This is a genomic window from Mycolicibacterium baixiangningiae (genome assembly GCF_016313185.1).
Taxonomy (GTDB): Bacteria; Actinomycetota; Actinomycetes; order Mycobacteriales; family Mycobacteriaceae; genus Mycobacterium; species Mycobacterium baixiangningiae.
Genome location: NZ_CP066218.1, coordinates 1,096,942 through 1,118,724, shown reverse-complemented (window position 1 = coordinate 1,118,724; position 21,783 = coordinate 1,096,942). Strand labels below are relative to the sequence as shown.

General features: G+C 69.7%; 17 protein-coding genes. 14 read left to right on the top strand and 3 right to left on the bottom strand.

The genetic code is table 11. From position 1 onward, the window contains the following. Positions 1 to 26: 26 nt before the first annotated feature. Entirely contained in the window at positions 27 to 1,196 is a 1,170-nt protein-coding gene (locus I7X18_RS05230; protein ID WP_193044232.1) for a pyridoxal phosphate-dependent aminotransferase, read from the top strand. Here the strand turns inward: I7X18_RS05230 and I7X18_RS05225 are convergent. Both I7X18_RS05225 and I7X18_RS05220 read right to left on the bottom strand, forming a co-directional pair. Further along, on the bottom strand, positions 1,193 to 2,110 hold the full coding sequence (locus tag I7X18_RS05225; RefSeq protein WP_193044233.1) for a TIGR03564 family F420-dependent LLM class oxidoreductase: 918 nt from the start codon (positions 2,108 to 2,110) through the stop codon (positions 1,193 to 1,195). The two genes, I7X18_RS05230 and I7X18_RS05225, sit on opposite strands and share 4 nt — an antisense overlap. 39 nt (positions 2,111 to 2,149) lie before the next feature. Continuing rightward, complete coding sequence (locus tag I7X18_RS05220) at positions 2,150 to 2,593, bottom strand: SRPBCC family protein (protein WP_193044234.1); 444 nt, start codon at positions 2,591 to 2,593, stop codon at positions 2,150 to 2,152. 220 nt (positions 2,594 to 2,813) lie between these two features. Between I7X18_RS05220 and I7X18_RS05215 the strand changes: the two genes are divergently transcribed. Further along, complete coding sequence (locus I7X18_RS05215; RefSeq protein ID WP_193044235.1) at positions 2,814 to 3,650, top strand: hypothetical protein; 837 nt, start codon at positions 2,814 to 2,816, stop codon at positions 3,648 to 3,650. On the opposite strand, the gene I7X18_RS05210 is transcribed toward I7X18_RS05215, so the two are convergent. Next, a complete protein-coding gene (locus tag I7X18_RS05210; protein ID WP_226862907.1) occupies positions 3,631 to 4,176 on the bottom strand; it encodes a hypothetical protein in 546 nt (181 codons plus the stop codon). The genes I7X18_RS05215 and I7X18_RS05210 overlap by 20 nt on opposite strands. Before the next feature lie 54 nt (positions 4,177 to 4,230). Between I7X18_RS05210 and I7X18_RS05205 the strand changes: the two genes are divergently transcribed. From I7X18_RS05205 to I7X18_RS05150, 12 genes are all read left to right on the top strand, one after another. After that, positions 4,231 to 4,707 carry a MarR family winged helix-turn-helix transcriptional regulator gene (locus I7X18_RS05205; protein ID WP_193044236.1) on the top strand — a complete coding sequence of 159 codons (477 nt, stop codon included), beginning with the start codon at positions 4,231 to 4,233 and terminating at the stop codon, positions 4,705 to 4,707. Beyond that, positions 4,704 to 5,942 carry an MFS transporter gene (locus I7X18_RS05200; RefSeq protein WP_193044237.1) on the top strand — a complete coding sequence of 413 codons (1,239 nt, stop codon included), beginning with the start codon at positions 4,704 to 4,706 and terminating at the stop codon, positions 5,940 to 5,942. The genes I7X18_RS05205 and I7X18_RS05200 overlap by 4 nt, the downstream gene beginning before the upstream one ends. A 54-nt stretch (positions 5,943 to 5,996) precedes the next feature. Further along, a complete protein-coding gene (recC, locus tag I7X18_RS05195) occupies positions 5,997 to 9,290 on the top strand; it encodes an exodeoxyribonuclease V subunit gamma (protein WP_193044238.1) in 3,294 nt (1,097 codons plus the stop codon). After that, positions 9,290 to 12,628, top strand: coding sequence for an exodeoxyribonuclease V subunit beta (gene recB, locus I7X18_RS05190; RefSeq protein WP_193044239.1), 3,339 nt, complete (start codon positions 9,290 to 9,292; stop codon positions 12,626 to 12,628). The genes recC and recB overlap by 1 nt, the downstream gene beginning before the upstream one ends. Before the next feature lie 177 nt (positions 12,629 to 12,805). Beyond that, positions 12,806 to 13,126 carry an STAS domain-containing protein gene (locus I7X18_RS05185; RefSeq protein WP_193044240.1) on the top strand — a complete coding sequence of 107 codons (321 nt, stop codon included), beginning with the start codon at positions 12,806 to 12,808 and terminating at the stop codon, positions 13,124 to 13,126. A 13-nt stretch (positions 13,127 to 13,139) separates the two neighbouring features. Continuing rightward, complete coding sequence (locus tag I7X18_RS05180; RefSeq protein WP_193044241.1) at positions 13,140 to 14,075, top strand: NYN domain-containing protein; 936 nt, start codon at positions 13,140 to 13,142, stop codon at positions 14,073 to 14,075. Then, positions 14,072 to 15,805, top strand: a complete 1,734-nt coding sequence (gene recD / locus I7X18_RS05175; protein WP_193044242.1) for an exodeoxyribonuclease V subunit alpha — start codon at positions 14,072 to 14,074, stop codon at positions 15,803 to 15,805. The genes I7X18_RS05180 and recD overlap by 4 nt, the downstream gene beginning before the upstream one ends. Positions 15,806 to 15,996: 191 nt before the next feature. Continuing rightward, positions 15,997 to 17,487, top strand: coding sequence for a SulP family inorganic anion transporter (locus I7X18_RS05170; protein ID WP_193044243.1), 1,491 nt, complete (start codon positions 15,997 to 15,999; stop codon positions 17,485 to 17,487). Next, on the top strand, positions 17,488 to 17,868 hold the full coding sequence (locus I7X18_RS05165) for a MerR family transcriptional regulator (RefSeq protein ID WP_193044244.1): 381 nt from the start codon (positions 17,488 to 17,490) through the stop codon (positions 17,866 to 17,868). Positions 17,869 to 17,903: 35 nt separating this feature from the next. Beyond that, a complete protein-coding gene (locus I7X18_RS05160) occupies positions 17,904 to 18,122 on the top strand; it encodes an SRPBCC family protein (RefSeq protein ID WP_404822723.1) in 219 nt (72 codons plus the stop codon). Further along, positions 18,115 to 19,407: a sulfatase-like hydrolase/transferase gene (locus tag I7X18_RS05155; RefSeq protein ID WP_193044245.1), complete on the top strand. Its 1,293-nt coding sequence runs from the start codon at positions 18,115 to 18,117 to the stop codon at positions 19,405 to 19,407. The genes I7X18_RS05160 and I7X18_RS05155 overlap by 8 nt, the downstream gene beginning before the upstream one ends. Positions 19,408 to 19,409: 2 nt before the next feature. Further along, positions 19,410 to 21,773 carry a lysylphosphatidylglycerol synthase transmembrane domain-containing protein gene (locus I7X18_RS05150; protein ID WP_193044246.1) on the top strand — a complete coding sequence of 788 codons (2,364 nt, stop codon included), beginning with the start codon at positions 19,410 to 19,412 and terminating at the stop codon, positions 21,771 to 21,773. The last annotated feature ends 10 nt before the right edge of the window (positions 21,774 to 21,783 follow it).

Below are 21,783 nucleotides of genomic sequence, written 5' to 3'. Positions count from 1 at the left end.
TCATTCCCGTCGTTACGCTCGGGACCATGACGGTGTCGAGGTTGCGGCCGTACGCGGTGACGGTGTTCGCCGAGATGTCAGCGCTGGCCACCCGGGTCGGCGCGGTGAATCTCGGGCAGGGATTTCCCGACGAGGACGGTCCGGCGTCGATGCTCGAGGTGGCCCGGAACGCGATTGCCGACGGGGTCAATCAGTATCCGCCCGGACCCGGCATCGCCCCGCTTCGGGAAGCCATTGCCGCGCAACGCAAACGGACCTTCGGCGTCGATTACGACCCGGAGACCGAAGTTCTGGTGACCGCGGGGGCCACCGAGGCGATCGCCGCCGCGGTGCTCGGACTGGTGGAACCCGGGTCCGAAGTGCTCCTCATCGAGCCGTTCTATGACTCCTACTCCCCGGTGATCGCCATGGCGGGCTGCCATCGTGTCGCCGTGCCGATGACCCAGCATGGCCGCGGCTTCGTGATCGACGTCGACGGTCTGCGTCGCGCGATTACCCCGCGGACCCGGGCGCTGATCGTGAACACCCCGCACAACCCCACCGGCATGGTGGCCTCCGACGCCGAACTGGCGGGCATCGCAGAGTTGGCCGTCACGCATGATCTGCTGGTCATCACCGACGAGGTCTACGAGCATCTGGTATTCGACGGCAACCGGCACCTGCCGCTGGCGGCGTACCCCGGGATGTCGGGGCGGACGGTGACCATCTCGAGTGCGGCCAAGATGTTCAACGTCACCGGCTGGAAGATCGGATGGATCTGCGGCGCAGCCGATCTCATCGCCGGGGTGCGCGCGGCCAAACAGTATCTGACCTATGTCAGCGGTGCGCCTTTCCAGCCGGCCGTCGCCCATGCCCTCGACAACGAGGATTCGTGGGTGAGCGCGCTGCGGGATTCGTTCCAGGACAAGCGCGATCGGCTCGGCACGGCGCTCACCGAGTTGGGGTTCGCGGTCCACGCCAGTGCGGGTACGTATTTCCTGTGCGCGGACCCGCGACCGCTGGGCTACAGCGACAGCACCTCGTTCTGCGCGGATCTGCCCGAGCGCGCGGGGGTTGCGGCGATCCCCATGTCGGCGTTCTGCGATCCGGCTTCACCACACATTGACCTGTGGAATCACCTGGTGCGCTTCGCGTTCTGCAAACGTGACGACACGCTGGACGAGGCGATCCGCCGCCTGCAGGTGCTGCGCCGCTAGAACGACGCCGCCACCTCCCGCAGCGCCGCCAGCGATCCGGCATCCGACCGGCCGACCGGCGTGAGCACGACGTCGGTGGCTCCCGCGTCGGCGTAGCGCTGCAGCTGCCGGACCACCACCCCGGCGGGTCCGATGGCCGCCAGATCCACCACCGCGGAGACGCTTTCGCGAGCGATGATCTTCTGGTACGACGGGATGGCCTCGTAGAAGCCGAGTTCGGCGGCGACCTCGTCGCGCGCCGCGTCCACATCGTCGGCGACCAGGACCGGAACCACCGCGAGGATCCGCGGTGTGGGCCGGCCCGCCTCCGCCGCGGCCTTGCCGATGGTGGGTTCGATGAACTCGGCGATGGTGCGCGGGCCCGCGAGGTAGGGCAGGGTGCCGTCGGCGAGTTCACCGGTGACGCGAAGCGCCTTGGGTCCCATGGCCGCGACGTAGATCGGGACCGGGGTGCCGCCGGGCACCGCCACGGCCCACTCGGGTGCGGCGCTGAGGTGCTGACCGTGGAAGTTCACCGCCGCGGTGTCGAACACCGAGCGCAGCACGGTCAGGTGTTCGCGCAGCCGGCCCACCGGATCCGGCCAGGTTGCACCGAACGCCAGTCGCTCCGGCTCGTGGGCGCCGAGGCCCAGGCCCAAGCTGAAGTTGCCGTGGGAGGCGGCCTGGGCGGTCTGCGCGGCCGAGGCGACCAGCAGGGGGTGGCGCGGGTTGATCGGCACCACCGACGTACCGACGCCCAGCCCGGGCACCGCGGCGCCGATGAGGCCGGCCAGCGCGATCGCATCGTGGTCGACGCGCTGGGCCAGCCAGATCTGCCGGACGCCGAGGTCGTGGGCGGCGGTGGCCTGGGCTATCGCATCGTCGACGGCGTTGGCGGCGTCCGGGCTCGGGTGGATGACAAGTCCTGTGGGCATGTCATGGAGCAACCCGCGGCCGCCCGGCGTTGTTCCTTTTCACTCAGTGTGCGTTTTAGCCATCACGCGTTTGCGCAGTCCCTCCGTCGCCGACTGCAGCACGATTTTCTTCGCGCGTTTGACGAGGAACTGCGGGATCGGTGCGGACGGATCGACGATGATGTCGAACCGCACGCGGGTCCGGTCACCTTCGGGCGTGAGGTTGTACTCGACGTGCTGTCCGCGCTGCTGGAAGGTGTCCTCGGCGTCCCACACCACCCAGTGCCTGCCCCAGTGGTACTCGAGGATCTCGTTGTCGGTGACGCCCATCAGCCGCAGGGTGGCCCTGACTCGGCGCGGTTTTCCGTCGGGGTGGCGGTCGAGAACCGTGACCTTCTTGTACACCGACGACCAGTCGGGCAGTGACTCGATATCGGCGAGCACGTCGAGGATGGCCTCCGGTGACGCGTCGAAGACCACTTCACGAGACGCGCGAACGGCCATGACCTCGAATGTAGTGACCGGCGCGCGGCTACCGGCGGGTTCGGTGAAGTCGAACGCGTCATCCGGTTCACCGCCCCCGGGGAGGGGTGGTTTCCGGCGCCTTGTGCTCGGTTTCGACACCAGGGCTGTCGATCTCCATGCCTCCGACGCTTTCCACAGCCCTGTTGTCGAAAACCAGCACAAGGGCGGAAATGTCAGTGCGTCCGGTCACCATCGCGGCATGTGGCCGATCGTCGGTTCGGAAGAGATCGCCGCCGGAAGGCTGACCCGCGCGGCGCTGAGGTGGAACTACACCGCCGTCCACCCGAACGTCTACCTGCCCAACGGGGCGCTTGAGACGACGTCTACGAGGACGCAGGCCGCGTGGCTGTGGTCGGGACGCAAGGGGATCATCGCCGGCCGGTCGGCTGCCTACCTGCACGGCGTGTACTGGGCCGCGGACTCCGCGCCGATCGAGATGATCGGCCGGCACCGCAGACCGACGCGCGGTGTCGTGATTCGCGACGAACGCATCGGCGACGACGAGGTGAGCGGTCATGGCGGCCAGCTCGTGACCACAGCTGCCCGCACCGCTCTCGATCTGGCCAGGCACCTGCCGCGCGCAGAGGCGGTGGCGATACTGGACGCTCTGTCAGCCAGATCAGGGGTGACGGTTGCAGAGGTGCAGGCTCTGGCCGACCGCCATCAGGGGGCACGAGGGCTTCCGGCAGCCCGGCTGGCCGTCAACCTGATGGACGGCGGCGCGCTGTCGCGGGAGGAGACCGCGCTTCGGCTGTACCTCATCGATTCGGTCGGGCTACCCCGGCCGACCACGGATATCAGGATCGGGGACAAATACGGGTCGACCAGGATCGCGATGGGGTGGGAGTGGGCGAAAGTCGGGATCAGCTGGCAGGAACCCGAAGAACGCCTCGAGGGATATTCGGCGGTGCAGCGGCTCAGGGCGGAGGAAGTGGTGCAGCGGTTGGGCTGGTTGCACATTCGCGCCCACCCGCTGCGCGCCCTGCATTCAGTCCGGTTCCAGGCCCAGACGGCGCTCAGGTCTCGTGGCCGATGAGTTCGGCGGCCAGCCGATGGTCGTCGGCGGCGTTGAGGCTGAGCACACCGATCACCTCACCGCCGGCTTCATACCAGACCGTGAACCCGTCACGGTGGTCGACGAGGCGGCTGTGCTCGTAGGGGATGCCCCAGCCGCGGTACTTCAGCCGCGCCTCGCCGATGGCGCAGTGGAAGCCGGGGACCTTCGCCCATGCGGTCGGAAAACCGGCGGCGGACGCGCCGGCGAGGGACCGCAGGTGCAGGGCGTTCCCGGCGCCGGGCACGTTGAGCGGGACGGGCGTGGCGCCCGGCGCGAGCACCAGGCTCCAGTACGGATAGCGGCGGCCGCCGCGCGTGATCACCTCGCGGCGGTCGAGGTCGATGTGGTCGACGGTGATACCGCGGACGAGTTCGAGGCGCCGCCGGTCGAACCAGTCCGGGGTGTGGAGGTCGACGTGGTGGTCCCGGCCGCGCTGAGGCCGGCCGGCCCGCTGCCGACGGCGATCATCCCTGACGACGTTGCCACGCCCGCTGAGTACCACCATCGTGGGCCGCTTACGCGCCGCTTCGCACCTGGTATCCGGTTATATGCATGTGCTATGCATATAACTGTGCCGCCGTCCCGCTACGACCATCTCGACGAGTTGCTGACCCGGATTCACGTCGTCCGGCAGCGGCCCGAGTTCCGGCGGCAACTGCTCGACGACATCGCTCCGGTGACCACGGTCTCGACGCTGCGGGTCCTGCGCGCCGTCGAGCAGTGTGAGAAGGGCGGACGCGGGGCATCCATCGGCGATGTCGCCGACTACATGGCCGTCGAGCACTCGACGGCCAGTCGGACCGTCGGATCCGTCGTCGCCGCCGGATTGCTGACAAAGACCCTCGCCCCCGACGACCAGCGCCGCTGCGTGCTGGTGCTGACCGACGCCGGACGCGACGCCCTGGCCGCGGTGACCGACCGCCGCCGCGAGATCGTCGCCGGCGTGGTGGGCGACTGGCCCGACAGCGACGTCGACTCGCTCGTCGGACTACTCGACCGGCTCGTCACGGACTTCGAACACGGGGTGCGCGCATGACCGCGCAGACCACGGCGCCGCCCCAGGCGCGCGGTGCGCTCGGGCTGATGTTCGACCCGGTGTTCGGCGCGCTGTTCTGGGGCAAGATCTTCTCAGTCGTCGCGGTGTGGACGCACGGCATCGTCGCGGCGATCGTCATGTACGAGGCGACAGGCTCGGCGCTGATGGTCGGCCTGGTCGGTGTCGTGCAGTTCGGACCGCAGCTCATCCTCAGCCCGACCAGCGGCAAATGGGCCGACACCGGCAACCCGGCTCGGCAAATCCTGCTCGGCCGGGTGCTGTGCCTGGCCGGGTCGGGAGCGGTGGCCGTGTGGCTGGCGATCTCCGAGCAGCAGGCGCCGGCGGCGGTGCTCCTCGGCACGCTGCTGGTCGGTATCGGGTTCGTGGTGGGCGGCCCGGCGATGCAGTCGATCGTGCCGAACCTCATCCGTGACGGCGAGCTGTCGACGGCCATGGCGCTCAACAGCATTCCGATGACGATCGGCCGAATGATCGGCCCGGTCATCGGCGCCTATCTGGCCGCGCATCTCGGGTACGCCGAAGGGTTCGCGGTCAGCGCGGGGCTGCACCTGATCTTCGCGCTCTTCCTTCTGGTGGTGCGCTTCCCCGCTCCTCCGGTGCGCCGCGACGGCGCGGACTACCGGGTGCGCGCGGCGCTGAAGTACGTGTGGCGCGACCGGCCTCTGTTCCTCGCCCTGCTCGCGGTGACGACGGTCGGGTTCGCGGCGGACCCCTCGATCACGTTGACGCCGTCGATGGCTGATGCTCTGGGCGGTGACACCCGACTGGTGGGTGCACTGTCGGCGGTGTTCGGGATCGGCGCGGCGTTGAGCATGGTGGTGCTGGCGCTACTGCGCGGCCGAATCGCGGCGGGCTGGGTGTCGTCGATCGGGTTGTGGCTGCTGTGCGCCGGATGCGGGGTGTTGGCGCTCGGGACGGTCACGCCGGTGGCGTTGGCGGGTTTCGGGTTGGCGGGCCTCGGCTTCGGCTGGGCGATGACGGGGCTGAGCACTGTCGTCCAGGAGCGTGCGCCCGAGGAGCTGAGGGGCCGGATCATGGCGCTGTGGCTGGTCGGGTTCCTCGGCTCGCGGCCGATCGCGGCCGCGGCTCTCGGTGGCGCGGCCGATGCGCTCAACGTGCGCGTGGCGTTCGTGGTGGCGGCGCTGGCCGTGGTGCCCGTGGCGGCGTTGTGCCGGCCGTCGTCGCTCACCGGAGGACTGCCGGTCCGAATCTAGGGATGCCCTGCCTTCCCCACGATCAGTCGGACCCGCGCTCTATCGTTTGGGGCGATGCCATTCCATCTGCACCGGGCGGAGCGCACCGACCTCCTGGCCGACGGACTCGGCACCCTGCTGTCCACTCCCCTGGCCGACCCGTTCGCCCAGGAGCTCGTCATCGTCCCGGCGAAGGGCGTCGAGCGGTGGCTGAGCCAGCGGCTGTCGCACGTTCTCGGCCGCGGTTCGGGTGACGACGGTGTCTGCGCGGGCGTCATCTTCCGCAACCCCCGGTCCCTGATCGCTCAGATCATCGAGGGGTCATCCGGCACCGAGGACGACGATCCCTGGGCGCCCGACGCCCTGGTGTGGCCGCTGCTCGAGGTCATCGACGACAGCCTCGACCGACCGTGGTGCACGACGCTGGCCACCCACCTCGGCCACTTCGAACACGGCGAGGAACAGGAACTCCGCCTCAGCCGCCGCTACGCCGTCGCCCGCCGCCTCGCCGGTCTGTTCGCCTCCTACGCCCGCCAGCGCCCGCAGCTGCTCGTCGACTGGCTCGATGGCAACCCCGGCGACCTCGAAGACGACCTGCACTGGCAACCCCATCTCTGGCGCGCCCTGGTCGCCCGCGTGCCGGCCGACCCCCCGCACCTGCGTCACACTGAAGTCGTTGCGCGCCTTCGTGAGTCGCCCATCGACCTGCCCGAGCGTCTGTCGTTGTTCGGCCACACCCGGCTGCCCTCCACCGAGGTGGAACTGCTCGACGCGCTGGCCACCCATCACGACCTGCATCTGTGGCTGCCACACCCCAGCGACAACATGTGGACGTCGCTCGAAGCCCACCGCGGTCCCGTCCGCCGCCGCGACGACAACACCCACCGCGACGTCGGCCACCCACTGCTCGCCACCCTCGGCCGTGACCTTCGCGAACTGCAGCGCAGCCTGCCCGCCGCACCGCAAACCGACGAACATCTCGGCCACGCCGACCACCCCGACACCCTGCTGGGCTGGCTGCAGTCCGACATCGCCGCCAACGCTCCACGCCCCGGCGGCAGGCAACTGCGCGCACCCGACCGCTCCGTGCAGGTGCACAGCTGCCACGGCGCCGCCCGCCAGATCGACGTCCTGCGCGAAGTGCTGCTCGGTCTGCTCGTCGACGACCCGACGCTCGAACCCCGGGACATCCTCGTCATGTGCCCGGACATCGAGAACTACGCCCCGCTGATCGTCGCGGGTTTCGGGCTCGGCGACGTGGTGCACGGCGCGCACCCGGCGCACCGGCTGCGCGTCAAGCTCGCCGACCGTGCGTTGACGCAGACCAACCCGTTGCTCGGTGTCGCCGGCCAGCTGCTCGACCTGGCCGGCGCCCGCGCCACGGCCACCGAGGTGCTCAACCTCGCCGAGGTACCGTCGATCCGCGCGCGGTTCGCCTTCACCGACGACGATCTCGACGCGATCGGGGACTGGGTGCGGGAAGCGAACATCCGGTGGGGTTTCGACCGCGAACACCGCCATCCCTACGGAGTCGACTTCGTCCAGAACACCTGGCGGTTCGGGCTTGACCGGGTGCTCGCGGGCGTCGCGATGTCCGACGACTCCCACGCCTGGCTCGACACCACGCTGCCGCTCGACGACGTCAGCAGCGACCGCGTCGAACTCGCCGGCCGGCTCGCCGAGTACGTCGGGCGGCTGCAGGCCTGCGTCGAGAGCCTCAGCGGCACAAAGCCGCTCGCCGAATGGCTGGACGCGCTGCGCGCCGGCATCGACCAGTTGACCTCCGTACCGGACGACGACACCTGGCAGACCAGTCAGCTGGAACGCGAGTTCGCCGACGTGCTGACCCAGGCCGGCCCACGCCAGGACACGCTGCTGCGGCTGGCCGACATCAAGGCGCTGCTCGGCCGCCACCTCGCCGGACGGCCCACCCGCGCGAACTTCCGCACCGGCACGCTGACGGTGTGCACCATGGTGCCCATGCGCTCGGTCCCGCACCGGGTGGTGTGTCTGGTCGGTCTGGACGACGGGGTGTTCCCGCGCCTCGGGGTGGTCGACGGTGACGACGCGCTCGCCCGCGATCCGATGACGGGGGAACGCGACATCCGCTCCGAGGACCGGCAACTGCTGCTCGACGCGATCGGCGCGGCGACGGAGAAGCTCGTCGTCACCTACACCGGCGCCAACGAATACTCCGGTCAGCGCAAACCGCCCGCCGTACCGCTGGTGGAGCTGCTCGACGCGCTCGACGTCACCACCGAGACCCCGGTGCGGGACCGGGTCGTCGTCGAACATCCGTTGCAGCCCTTCGATGTCCGCAACGTCACACCCGGCGTGCTCGGAGTGCCGGATGAGCCGTTCACCTTCGACTCGACCGCGCTCACGGCGGCGACCGTCGCGACCGGTGACCGCGCCGAGCGCCCAGGACTGCTCGCCCGGCCGCTGCCCCCACCGCCGGAGGACGACGTCGCGCTCGACGATCTGATCGGCTTCTTCAGGGACCCGGTCAAGGGGTTCTTCCGCGCGCTGGACTTCACGCTGCCGTGGGACGTCGACGCCATCGAGGACGCCATGCCGGTGGAGATCGACGCGCTGGCCGAGTGGCAGATCGGCGAACGCATGCTCGACGACATGCTGCGCGGACTCAATCCCGAACAGGCGCAACAGGCGGAGTGGCGGCGGGGGTCGCTGCCGCCAGGCCGGCTCGGCTGGCGCAAGGCCCAGGAACTGCGCGACCAGGCCGCCGCGCTGGCCACCGCGGCGCACCGGCACCGCGGACAACCGCCGCAGGCGTACGACGTCGACATCCACCTCGGAAACGGCCGACGCGTCACCGGCACCGTGCCGAAGGTGTACGGCGACCGGACGGTCACCGTCACCTACTCCAAACTCGACGGTCGCCACCTGCTCGCGTCGTGGATCCAGTTGGCGGCGTTGACCGCTGCGCGCCCGAGTCCGGACTGGACGGCGGTGTGCATCGGGCGCGGTAAACGGGGCGGCACCAGGGAGCGGCTGCTCGGCGCGCCCGCCGACGCGACCGGCGTGCTGCGGGATCTGGTGAGCATGTACGACGCCGGACGCCGGGAGCCGATCCCGTTGCCGCCCAAGACGTCCTACGCGTGGGCGGAGGCCCGCCACCATCGTGGCGAACCGCTGCGCGAGGCGCGGTTCAAGTGGAACACCGGCAAGTTCCCCGGTGAGAACGAACAACCCGCGCACGCGCACGTGTGGGGTGTGCGGTCATCGGTCGAGGTACTGCTGCAATCCGTGCGCCCCGGCGAGGAGTGCGACGGGGAGAACACCCGCCTCGGCGCGTACGCGGCGCGTCTGTGGCTGCCGATGCTCGCCGCCGAGAAGGACCCCGACTGATGCGGGGGCAGATGCGCGATCCGCTCCGCTCCTCGCTGGACTTCGACCTGCTCGGCCCGCTGCCCGCCCCGCGTACCACCACGGTGCTCGAGGCCAGCGCGGGCACCGGCAAGACATTCGCGCTCGCGGGTCTGGTGACGCGGTACGTCGCCGAAGGCGTGGCGACGCTCGACCAGATGCTGCTCGTGACGTTCGGGCGGGCGGCCAGCCAGGAGCTGCGTGAGCGGGTGCGCGGCCAGATGCTCGACGCACTCGTCGCGTTCGACGATCCGGCGACGGTCGGAGACAACCAGTTGGTCGCCCACCTGATCGACGGCTCCGAGGACGAACGGCACGCGCGCAGGCAGCGCCTGCGGGACGCGTTGGCCGGTTTCGACGCCGCCACGATCGCGACCACGCACCAGTTCTGTCAGCTGGTCCTCAAATCCCTTGGTGTCGCCGGGGATACGGATACCGGGGTTCAGCTCGTGGAGAGCCTCGACGACCTGACCGCCGAGATCGTCGACGATCTGTACCTCGCCCACTTCGGCCAGCAGCGCGACGATCCGGTGCTGACCCGCGGTCAGGCGCTGGAGCTGGCCCGGGAAGTTGTCCGCAACGCCGGCGCCGAACTGCGCCCACTCGACCCGCCGGCGGACACCGAGGCCGCGGTCCGCGTCGAATTCGCCAGGGCGGTATGCACCGAACTCGAGCGGCGCAAGCGCAGGCTGGGCATCCTGCACTACGACGATCTGCTGTCCCGGCTGGCCAACGCGCTGACCGACGAGAACTCCCCGGCCCGGGCGCGCATGCACCGGCGCTGGTCGATCGTGATGGTCGACGAATTCCAGGACACCGATCCGGTGCAATGGGAAGTGATCGACCGCGCGTTCACCGGGCGGTCGACGCTGATCCTGATCGGCGACCCCAAGCAGGCGATCTACGCGTTCCGCGGCGGCGACATCGTCACCTACCTGCACGCCGCGAGCACCGCGGGCGACCGGCAGACGCTCGGGACCAACTGGCGCAGCGACGGTGAACTGGTCGACCGGTTGCAGGTGGTGCTGCGGGACGCGGAACTCGGTGACGCCGAGATCGTGGTCCGCCCCGTCGAGGCCAGACACCAGGGGCACCGCCTCGAGGGCGCCCCGCACAACGATCCCTTCCGCCTGCGTGTCGTCTCTCGCCAGGCTTTCGGCACCCGCCCCGACCGGGTGATCCCGATGGACAAGCTGCGCCCACACATCAGCAGGGACCTGGCCGCCGACATCGGCCAACTGCTGGCCGGCGGAGCGACGTTCTGCGGCAAGCCGATCGAGGCCAGGGACATCGCGGTGATCGTCGAGACACACAAGGACGCCCGCGCCTGTTTCGACGCGCTGTCACAGGCCGGCATCTCCGCGGTCTACACCGGGGATTCCGACGTGTTCAACTCCCCCGCCGGTGACGACTGGCTGTGTCTGCTCGAGGCGTTCGACCAGCCGCACCGCTCGGGTCTGGTGCGCGCGGCGGCCAGCACGATGTTCTTCGGCCGTACCGCCGAAGAGCTTGCCGCACAAGGTGACACGCTGACCGACGAGATCGCCGACCGGTTACGCGAGTGGGCCGATCACGCCCGCGACCGCGGTGTGGCGGCGGTGTTCGAGGCGGCGAACCTGACCGGGATGGGCAGGCGGGTGCTGTCCTGGCACGACGGTGAACGCCACATGACCGACCTCGCCCACCTCACGCAGGTGCTGCACGAGACGGCGCACCGGGAGCATTTCGGCCTGCCCGCCCTGCGGGACTGGCTGCGCACGCAGCGCGAGGAGCGCAGCGGCTCAATCGAACGCAACCGCCGCCTCGACAGCGACGCGGCGGCCGTGCAGATCATGACGGTGTGGGTGAGCAAGGGTCTGCAGTATCCGGTGGTGTACCTGCCGTTCGCGTTCAACCGCAACATCCAGACCCGGGACACGGTGCTCTTCCACGACGGCCGGACCCGTTGCCTGCACATCGGCGGTGACGACAGCCCCGACTATGCACAGGTCGAGCGACTCGGCCGGCGGGAGGCCGCCGGCGACGACGTGCGCCTGACCTACGTCGCGCTCACCCGCGCACAGTCCCAGGTGGTCGCGTGGTGGGCGCCGTCATGGGATGAACCCAACGGCGGGCTGTCGCGCCTGCTGCGCGGCAGAAGGCCCGGTGACGCCACCGTGCCCGACCGCTGCGACCCGCCGAAACTCGACGATGCCGACGCGATGGCGGCGCTGCGCGCCTGGGCGGACCTCGGCGGGCCGATCCTCGAGGAGTCGGTCATCGCCGGCCCCGCCGCCCCGGGGCCCGAGGAACGGCCCACGGGTCTCGCGGTGCGCCATTTTCACCGCGGCATCGACACCGCGTGGCGACGCACGTCGTATTCGGGTCTGCTGCGGGCCGCCGAGGGCGCCGGCGTCACCAGTGAACCCGAGGTCACCGAACTCGACGACGAGATCGCCGACGTGCCCGTCTCGGAGACGTCGACCGTCGGTGCCGACGTGCCGTCGCCGATGGCCGATCTGCCGATGGGCGCGAAGTTCGGGTCGCTGGTGCATGCGGTGCTCGAACACGCCGACCCGTTCGCCGCCGACCTGAGATCGGAACTCGAGAAACGCATCCGGGAGCACGCGGTGTGGTGGCCGGTCGACGTCGCGCCCGACGCGCTGGCCGATGCGCTGGTGCCGATGCACGACACCCCGCTCGGCCCACTGGCTCCTGACATGTCGCTGCGCCAGATCGGTTTGCGGGATCGCTTGTCGGAGATGGACTTCGAGTTCCCGCTCGCCGGTGGAGACGGGCGTGGCAGTGCACCCGCGATCACCCTGGCCGACGTCGGGCGCCTGCTGGCCCGGCACCTGCCCGCCGACGACGTCCTGGCGCCGTACGTCGACCGGCTCACCGACCGCGCGCTCGGTGCGCAGTCACTCAAGGGTTACCTCACCGGATCGCTCGACGCCGTCCTGCGCTTACCAGGCCCCAGCGGGGTGCGCTATCTCGTGGTGGATTACAAGACGAACTGGCTCGGCGAACCCGAGACCCCGCTCACCGCAGCCGATTACGGCCGCCCCCGGATGGCCGAGGCGATGCTCCACTCCGACTATCCGCTGCAGGCGCTGCTGTATTGCGTGGTGCTGCACCGGTTCCTGCGGTGGCGGCAACCGGATTACGACCCGGCTGAACACCTGGGCGGGGTGCTCTACCTGTTCGTGCGCGGTATGTGCGGCGCGACGACGCCGGTGGTCGACGGACACCCCGCCGGCGTGTTCAGCTGGCGACCGCCCGCGGCACTGGTCCTCGCGCTGTCCGAGCTGCTCGACGCGGGCCGGACATCCGAACAATGACGAATCGGTGAGAATCGGCCTGCCGATTGCGGAAGCGGGGCGTCGGCCACGTAGGGTTTGGCCGCGGTTGATGAACCAGCCGCGGCATGTCGCAGAGCACGGGCATTGGAATCCGTCCGCTGACGCCGCCCCCCACTTTCCTTTCAGCGCCACCGGCGCAGTTTCGGAGCCTGACTCATGCCTTCCATCGATCATCTGAACTTCTCCACCGAATGGCTCGGCCCCTACGAGGTCCGTATCAGCGTCGGCGGGTCGATCGACGCCGGGAACGCCGCTGACATGTCTGAATATGTGCTGCGCAGAGGTGCCAACTCGCGCCGCCTGACCCTCGACCTGACAGGCGTCGACTTCCTGTCCACCGCGGGGTTCTCCGTGCTGTGCACGATCAGCGAACGGTGTGTCCGCGCCAACGTCGAGTGGGCGCTGGTGACCAATCCGACAGTTCGCCGCGTCCTGGACATCTGCGATCCGCACCTCACATTGCCGTTGGCTTCCTGATTCCGGGCGACCGATGGGCCACACTGGACTCGTGACGGATACTGGAGCCACACGCGTCGCGGTGTACCTCGACTTCGACAACATCGTGATCTCGCGGTACGACCAAATCAACGGACGTAGCTCGTACCAGCGGGACAAAACCAAGGACGCCGACGAGTTCGCCGAGAAACTCGAGCGCGCCACCGTCGACGTCGGGGCTGTCATCGACTTCGCCTCGTCGTTCGGCACGCTGGTGCTCACCCGCGCGTATGCCGACTGGTCGTCCGGCGTCAACGCGAACTACCGCGGACAGCTCGTGGCCCGCGCCGTCGACCTCGTGCAGCTGTTCCCGGCCGCCGCCTACGGCAAGAACGGCGCTGACATCCGCCTGGCCGTCGACGCGGTCGAGGACATGTTCCGGCTGCCCGATCTGACCCACGTGGTGATCGTCGGCGGAGATTCGGATTACATCGCGCTGGCACAGCGTTGCAAACGGCTCGGCCGCTACGTGGTCGGCATCGGGGTGGCCGGCTCGTCGAGCCGGTCGCTGGCCGCCGCCTGTGACGAGTTCGTCACCTACGACGCGCTGCCCGGCGTCCCGGTACCGACGCCGGCGGAAGCGGCCGCCAGCCATAAGGCCGAGCCCGCCAAGCGCACGCGCCGCCGTAAGCCGGACAAGGCCGAGGACCCGGAGCCTGAGCCCGAGTCCGACTCCGACCCTGATCCCGCGGATGCCGCGACCGCGCTGCTGATGCGGGCGTTGCGGATCGGCCTGGAGAAAGACGACGCCGACTGGCTGCACAACTCGGCGGTCAAGGCGCAGATGAAGCGGATGGATCCGTCGTTCAACGAGAAGCAGCTCGGATACCGGTCGTTCAGCGACTTCCTGCGCTCGCACGCAGATCTGGTCGAACTCGACGAGAGCTCGACCACCCGGACGGTGCGGCTGCGAGTCCCCGGCGACTCATGAGCGTCGGCACGCTCGCCGCGTCCGGTCTGCTGCGAGCGTTCACCGACGCCGCGGTGTTCGAACCCGCCGATGTGCACGTCGCGCAGCGGCTCACCGCGTTGGCCGGTGAGGCCGATGAATCCGTGGCGCTGGCCGTCGCGTTCGCGGTGCGGGCGCTGCGCAGCGGTTCTGTCTGCGTGGATCTGAGGTCTGTCGCCTCCCAGGTCGGCGTCCCGGAGGTACCGTGGCCGGACCCCGAGGCGTGGTTGTCGGCGGTGCGGGCCAGTGCGCTGACCGGGACGCCACCGGTGTTGAGGTTCTACGGGGAATCGCTGTACCTCGACCGGTACTGGCGCGAAGAACAGCAGGTGTGCGACGACGTGCTCGCCCTGCTGGAGGCGTCCCCTCCGGGTGAGGTGCCGGGTCTCGACCGCCTGTTCCCGGCCGAGTACTACCCCGAGCAACGCGTGGCCGCGGAAATCGCTCTGTCACAATCGCTTACGGTGCTGACCGGCGGTCCGGGCACCGGTAAGACGACGACGGTGGCACGGCTGCTGGCGCTGCTGGCCGAACAGGCGGCGCTGACGAACCGGCCTCCCCTGCGCATCGCACTCGCCGCTCCAACCGGCAAGGCCGCCGCGCGCCTGCTCGAGGCCGTGCACACCGCACTCGGCGAGCTCGACGCCGTGGATCGTGACCGGCTGCCCGAGTTGACGGCCTCGACGCTGCACCGGTTGCTGCAGCGGCGCAGGGGCAACTCGTCGCGGTTCCGGCATCACCGGGAAAACCGGTTGCCGCACGATGTGATCGTCGTCGACGAGACGTCGATGGTGTCGCTGACGCTGATGGCCCGCCTGCTCGAGGCGGTGCGGCCCGATAGCCGGCTGCTGCTCGTCGGCGATGCGGACCAGTTGGCGTCGGTGGAGGCCGGGGCGGTGCTGGCCGATCTGGTCGAGGGACTGGGCGTGCGCGATGACGTGCGGATCGCCCGGTTGGTCACGTCGCATCGATTCGGCGCGCCGATCGGTGCGCTGGCCACGGCGATCCGGGACGGCGAGACCGACGACGTGATCGGACTGCTGCGGGCGGGCGATCCGGGCATCGAATGGTTGGAGACCGGCAATCCCAGTGAGCGGCTGCGCCATGTGCTTGTACCGCATGCGCTTCGGCTGCGGGAGGCGGCGATACTCGGTGACGCGGGCGCGGCGTTGGCGACGCTCGACGAGCACCGGCTGCTGTGCGCGCACCGGCGCGGGCCGTACGGCGTGCGGCAGTGGAACCGACAGGTGGAGCGCTGGCTCACCGATGCGACGGGCGAGCCGATCTGGTCGGACTGGTACGCCGGGCGGCCGCTGTTGGTCACGGCGAATGACTACGGGCTCGGGCTGTACAACGGCGACACGGGTGTGACGGTGGTGCGCGACGACGCGCTGGTGGCGGTGGTGGGCGCGGGTGCCGGACCGGTCGAGTTCTCCACGAGCCGACTGGCCGATGTGGAGACCGTGCATGCGATGACGATCCACAAGAGCCAGGGCAGCCAGGCGCAAGAGGTGACGGTGCTGCTCCCGGACGAGGAGTCACGGCTGCTGACGCGCGAGCTGTTCTACACGGCGGTGACCCGGGCGACGACGAAGGTCCGGGTGGTCGGTTCGGAGGCGGCGGTGCGGGCTGCGATCGAACGGCGCGTGGTGCGGGCGTCCGGTCTCGGCGAGCGGCTCACCGCCTCGAACGGACATCACCCGGTTACGTAACGCGGTGGCGCTCCCGGACGCTGAGGTCCGCCGTGGCGTTACGCAACCGGTGGCCGCCTCCCGCCGATCGCCGCGATGTGCCCTCGCCCACAGCGAGACCCGACGATTTGGAGCGCAACCCTCCAGTAACGGTAGGGTTCCGGCTCTCGCGCAGTGTTGCGCACTCCGTCGTCAGAAGGGAGTGGGCGGCTTTGCGCACCACACCGCAGGAACAACAGTCTGTGCTGGCGACTCTGCGCTCACCACGCCGGCTTCGCACCGAGGTGCTGGCCGGACTCGTCGTCGCGCTCGCCCTCATCCCCGAGGCCATTTCGTTCTCCATCATCGCCGGCGTCGACCCGCGCGTGGGCCTGTTCGCCTCCTTCACCATGGCGGTCACCGTCGCGATCGTCGGCGGCAGGCCCGCGATGATCTCCGCCGCCACCGGGGCCGTCGCGCTCGTCGTCGCCCCTCTGGTGCACAGCCACGGCCTCGACTACCTCATCGCCGCCGTCATCCTGGCCGGCGTCCTGCAAATCGTGCTCGGCGTCCTCGGCGTCGCCCGGCTGATGCGCTTCGTCCCCCGCAGCGTCATGGTCGGCTTCGTCAATGCGCTGGCCATCCTGATCTTCATCGCGCAGCTGCCCCACCTGCTCGGCGTCCCGTGGTTGGTCTACCCGCTGGTGGTCGTCGGCCTCGCGCTGATCGTCCTTCTCCCCAAGCTCACCACCGTCGTCCCCGCACCACTGGTGGCCATCGTCCTGCTCACCGGCGCGTGCCTCACCTTCGGCTGGTCGGTGCCGACCGTCGGCGACGAGGGTGAGCTGCCCTCGACCCTGCCGTCGCTGTTGCTGCCCGACGTTCCCTTCACCCTGCACACCCTCGGCGTCATCGCCCCCTACGCACTGACCATGGCCATCGTCGGCCTGATGGAATCGCTGATGACCGCCAAACTGGTGGACGACATCACCGACACCCACTCCGACAAGACGCGCGAATCGCTCGGACAGGGCACGGCCAACATCGTCACCGGCTTCTTCGGCGGCATGGGCGGCTGCGCGATGATCGGTCAGACCATGATCAACGTGAAGGCCTGCGGGGCCCGCACCCGGATCTCGACGTTCCTCGCCGGCGCATTCCTGCTCGCGTTGGTGGTCGGCCTCGGCGACATCGTCGGTCGCATCCCGATGGCCGCGCTGGTCGCCGTCATGATCATGGTGTCGGTCGGCACGTTCGACTGGCACAGCATCACCCCGAAGACGTTGCGCCGCATGCCCAGAAGCGAGACGACGGTGATGCTGGTGACCGTCGCCGTCACCGTGGCCACCAGCAACCTCGCGTACGGTGTCGGCGTCGGCACGCTGACCGCCATGGTGTTGTTCGCGCGCCGCGTCGCGCATCTGACCGACGTCGTCAAGGTGGCGCAGCCCGACGAGAACACCCAGGTCTACGCCGTCAGCGGCCAGCTGTTCTTCGCGTCCAGCAACGACATGGTGTACCAGTTCGATTACGCGGGCGATCCGGACAACGTCGTCATTGACATGTCGGGCGCTCAGATCTGGGACGCCTCGACCGTCGCGACCCTCGACGCGATCACCACCAAGTACGCGGCCAAAGGCAAGACCGCCACGATCGTCGGCCTCAACGAGAACAGCGCCGAACGCCATCGTCGCCTCACCGGCCGGCTCGACGGCTCCGAGTAGATGACCGAGCGCCTGCAGATCGGCGAGGTGTCCACCCGCACCGAACTGTCCATCAAGACGATCCGCCATTACGACGACGTCGGCCTGGTCACCCCGTCGGCGCGGTCGGCGGGCGGGTTCCGCCTCTACACCGAGGACGACGTCGAGCGGCTGCTCACCATCCGGCGGATGAAACCGCTGGGCTTCACCCTCGAGGAAATGCGTGACCTGCTGGGCGCGCTCGACACTCTCGCCGCTCCGGACGCCACGCCCACCCGCCGCGAACAGGCCACCGCCTACCTCGCCGAGTGCCACACCCGCGCGCGTCAGGCCTGCGACGACCTCGCCCGCCAGCTCGACTACGCGCACGAACTGACAAACCGACTCGCCCGCTATCGCTGACCGCCGCCCACTGCGCACCGTAGGGTGGCCGTGTGGTGGCACAGATCGCTCGTCGCCGGACCATGCGCGCCGACCCGCAGACGGTGTGGGATGTGCTCGCCGATTTCGGGTCGATCCGCGACTGGTTGCCCGGCATCGACCATTCGTGCCTGCTGAGCACGCTCGCCGCCCGCCTGCTCTGCCTGGGGATGGCGAAGTCGTCCGACACGATGCTCGCCGGCCTGGCAGCGCGATGGGAGACCGCACATGTCTGACACTCGCCCCGACATCGTCATCCTGATGACCGACGAGGAACGTGCGGTCCCGCCCTACGAGGCACCCGAGGTGCTGGCCTGGCGTGACCGCGCCCTGCCCGGTCGCGCGTGGTTCGACGAGCACGGCGTGAGTTTCGGCAGGCACTACACCGGATCGCTGGCCTGTGTGCCCAGCCGCCCGACGATCTTCACCGGACAGTTCCCCGATCTGCACGGCGTCACCCAGACCGACGGCATCGGCAAGACCTACGACGACTCCCGGATGCGGTGGCTGCGCCCGGGTGAGGTGCCGACCCTGGGAAACTGGTTGCGCGCCGCCGGTTACGACACCCACTACGACGGCAAATGGCACATCCCGCACGCCGACCTCACCGATGCGTCGGGCGCACCGCTGGCCACCAATGACGACGACGGCGTCGCCGTCACCGAGGGTTCGGGCGATGCGGTGCTGGTGCGCACGGCCGACCACGGCGACCTGCTCGGCGCGCACGGCGGTCTGCACCAGAAGTGGTTCAACCTCTACGACGAGGCCACCCGCGTCCCGTTCGTCATCGCCCGGATCGGCGCGAACGCCACCGAAGCGCGCACGGTATCGGCGCCCACCTCGCACGTCGACCTGGTGCCGACGCTGCTGGGCGCGGCCGGTGTCGACATCGCCGCGGCGGCGGCCACTCTCACCGAATCGTTCTCCGAGGCGCACCCGCTTCCGGGCCGTGACCTGATGCCTGTCGTCGACGGCGCCACCCCCGACGACGACCGTGCGGTGTACCTGATGACCCGCGACAACATGCTCGAAGGGGACAGTGGCGCATCGGGTTTGGCGCGCAGGCTGAAGCGCACCGTCAATCCGCCGGGGCCGCTTCGTATCCGGGTGCCCGCGCACGTGGCGTCCAACTTCGAGGGTCTGGTGGTGGCTGTCGACGGTCATCTGTGGAAGCTGGTGCGCAGCTTCGACGATCCGGCCACCTGGACCGAACCGGGCGTGCGCCACCTCGCCGCCAACGGTCTCGGCGGAGAGGCTTACCGCGCCAGCCCGCTCGACGACCAGTGGGAGCTCTACGACCTCACCGACGACCCGACCGAGTCCGTCAACCGGTGGGCCGACCCCGATCTGCACGAGCTGCGCGCGCATATGCGGCGGCAGCTCAAACACGTCAGGACCGAATCGATTCCGGAGCGCAATCAACCGTGGCCGTACGCCGTCCGCCGCCCACCGACCGGACAGGACCGGGTGAGACTCGTCCGCTGGGCGCTCGGACGCCTGGGGGTCGGCGCCACGGTTTGAGCATGCGAGTCGACGGGCGGGAGATCGCCGTATCGGGCAGCCTGCTGCTGCCGCTGACTCGACGTACCAACGACATCCTGCGCCTGGTGCTGGCGACGGTGCTGCTGGCGGTCGTGGTCACCAGCTCGTTCATCACCCGCTACGAGTGGAGCGCGCTCGAGCAGTCGATCTCCGGGATCGTCGGGGTGCTCACGCCGACGCAGTCCAACCTGGTCTACCTGGCCTATGGCGTCTCGATCCTAGCGCTGCCGTTCGTGATCCTGGTCGGGCTGATCATCGTGCGGCAGTGGCGGCTGCTCGGCGCGTTCGCCGCGGCCGGACTGCTCGCGATCCTCGCGCTGTCGATCACCGGCAACGGGATCGCCGCGCCGCGTTGGCATCTCGATCTGTCCGAACGGCTGGACACGCTGCTGTCGCAGATCCTCGACGATCCGCGGTGGATCGGGATGCTCGCCGCGGTGCTGACGGTATCGGGGCCGTGGGTGCCGGCGCGGTGGCGACGCTGGTGGTGGGCGCTGCTGCTGGCGTTCGTGCCGATCCACCTGGTGGTCAGCGCCGTGGTCCCGGCCCGTTCGCTGCTCGGGCTGTCGGTGGGTTTCTTCGTCGGGGCGCTGGTCGTGCTGGTGGTGGGGACCCCGGCACTCGAGGTGCCGCTGGCCGACGCGGTGCGGACCCTGGCGCGGCGCGGGGTCGAGGTCACCGCGTTGACGGTGGTGCGGCCCGCGGGCCGAGGGCCGTTGGTGATGACCGCCACCACCGCGGGCCCCGGCTCCGCGACGGTGCACATGTACGGGCCGAATCAGCGCAGCGGCGGTGCGCTGCGGCAGGTCTGGCGCAAGCTGCGGTTGCGGTCGAGCGAGACGGCGCCGCTGCAGGCCTCGCTGCGCCGGGCCGTCGAACACCGGGCGTTGATGGCGATCGCGATCGGCCAGGTGGGGCTGGCCAACACGTCGTCGGTGGCCGTCGCAACGCTGGCGCGCGGCTGGGCGCTCTACGCCCACGACGCCGTGCGCGGTGCTCCGCTGGACGCGAGCGCTCCGCCAGAGCAGGTATGGAGCGCGTTGCGCGGGTTGCACGACCACGCGATCTCCCACGGTGACCTGCGGGCCGCGGAGATCACCGTCGACGACGGCGCCGTGCTGTTCGGCGGGTTCAGCCACGCCGAATACGGTGCGACGGACACGCAGCTGCAGTCCGACGTCGCGCAGCTGTTGTTGACCACCGCGGCGATCCACGACGCCGAGCGGGCGGTCGGCGCGGCGATCTCGGCGTTCGGCGCGGACACCGTGCTCATCGGATCGCGACGCCTCGCCAAACATGCGGTGTCCGAGCGTTTCTGGAATTCGCTGCCGGATGCGCGCGCGATCGCCGCGGCCACCCGCGAGGAGGTGATGCGCCAGACCGGCACCGACCGGATCAGCACCGAGAACATCACGCGGTTCACCCGCAACCAGATCATCCAGCTGGTGCTCATCGGCGCGCTGGTCTACGTCGCCTACCCGTTCCTCACTACGGTGCCGACGTTCTCCAACGAGCTGCGCCAGGTGAACATGTGGTGGGCGCTGCTCGGACTCGGGGTGTCGGCGCTGAAATACCTCGGCGCGGCGGCCGCGCTGTGGGCGTGCGCCGACGGGCTGGTGACCTTCCGGCATCTGGCACTGATGCAGGTGGCCAACACGTTCGCCGCCACCACCACCCCGGCCGGTGTCGGCGGGCTGGCGCTGAGCACGCGGTTCCTGCAGAAGGGTGGGCTCGGCGCGGTGCGCGCCACCACGGCGGTCGCGTTGCAGCAGTCGGTGCAGCTGGTCACTCACATCGGGCTGCTGATCTTCTTCAGCGCGGTGGCCGGCGCGTCGGCGGACCTGTCGCGGTTCGTGCCGTCGAGCACCCTGCTCTACCTGATCGGCGGGGTGCTGCTGGGGCTGGTCGGGGTGTTCCTAGTGGTGCCGAAGCTGAGGCGCTGGCTGATGACGACGGTGCAGCCGCGGCTGGTCGAGGTGCTCAACGACCTCCGCGACCTGGCCGCCGAACCGCAGCGACTCGCGCTGATCGTGTTAGGTTGTGCCACAACGACACTGGGTGCCGCGCTGGCGTTGTGGGCGAGCATCGAGGCGTTCGGCGGGGATACGTCGTTCGTCACGGTGACCGTGGTGACGATGGTGGGCGGCACACTGGCGTCGGCAGCGCCGACGCCCGGCGGGGTCGGTGCGGTGGAGGCGGCGTTGATCGGCGGCCTCGCGGCGTTCGGGGTGCCCGCGGCGGTGGCGTTGCCCGCGGTGTTGCTCTACCGCGTGCTGACGTGCTGGCTGCCGGTGTTCCTGGGCTGGCAGGTCATGCGCTGGATGACGCGCCGGGAGATGATCTGAGGTCTGGCGT

Excerpts from the sequence above, each read along its gene's own strand:
- I7X18_RS05230 (WP_193044232.1), top strand. The coding sequence starts at position 27 with ATGACGGTGTCGAGGTTGCGGCCGTACGCGGTGACGGTGTTCGCCGAG.
- I7X18_RS05225 (WP_193044233.1), bottom strand. The coding sequence starts at position 2,110 with ATGCCCACAGGACTTGTCATCCACCCGAGCCCGGACGCCGCCAACGCC.
- I7X18_RS05220 (WP_193044234.1), bottom strand. The coding sequence starts at position 2,593 with ATGGCCGTTCGCGCGTCTCGTGAAGTGGTCTTCGACGCGTCACCGGAG.
- I7X18_RS05215 (WP_193044235.1), top strand. The coding sequence starts at position 2,814 with ATGTGGCCGATCGTCGGTTCGGAAGAGATCGCCGCCGGAAGGCTGACC.
- I7X18_RS05210 (WP_226862907.1), bottom strand. The coding sequence starts at position 4,176 with ATGGTGGTACTCAGCGGGCGTGGCAACGTCGTCAGGGATGATCGCCGT.
- I7X18_RS05205 (WP_193044236.1), top strand. The coding sequence starts at position 4,231 with ATGCATATAACTGTGCCGCCGTCCCGCTACGACCATCTCGACGAGTTG.
- I7X18_RS05200 (WP_193044237.1), top strand. The coding sequence starts at position 4,704 with ATGACCGCGCAGACCACGGCGCCGCCCCAGGCGCGCGGTGCGCTCGGG.
- recC (WP_193044238.1), top strand. The coding sequence starts at position 5,997 with ATGCCATTCCATCTGCACCGGGCGGAGCGCACCGACCTCCTGGCCGAC.
- recB (WP_193044239.1), top strand. The coding sequence starts at position 9,290 with ATGCGGGGGCAGATGCGCGATCCGCTCCGCTCCTCGCTGGACTTCGAC.
- I7X18_RS05185 (WP_193044240.1), top strand. The coding sequence starts at position 12,806 with ATGCCTTCCATCGATCATCTGAACTTCTCCACCGAATGGCTCGGCCCC.
- I7X18_RS05180 (WP_193044241.1), top strand. The coding sequence starts at position 13,140 with ATGGGCCACACTGGACTCGTGACGGATACTGGAGCCACACGCGTCGCG.
- recD (WP_193044242.1), top strand. The coding sequence starts at position 14,072 with ATGAGCGTCGGCACGCTCGCCGCGTCCGGTCTGCTGCGAGCGTTCACC.
- I7X18_RS05165 (WP_193044244.1), top strand. The coding sequence starts at position 17,488 with ATGACCGAGCGCCTGCAGATCGGCGAGGTGTCCACCCGCACCGAACTG.
- I7X18_RS05155 (WP_193044245.1), top strand. The coding sequence starts at position 18,115 with ATGTCTGACACTCGCCCCGACATCGTCATCCTGATGACCGACGAGGAA.
- I7X18_RS05150 (WP_193044246.1), top strand. The coding sequence starts at position 19,410 with ATGCGAGTCGACGGGCGGGAGATCGCCGTATCGGGCAGCCTGCTGCTG.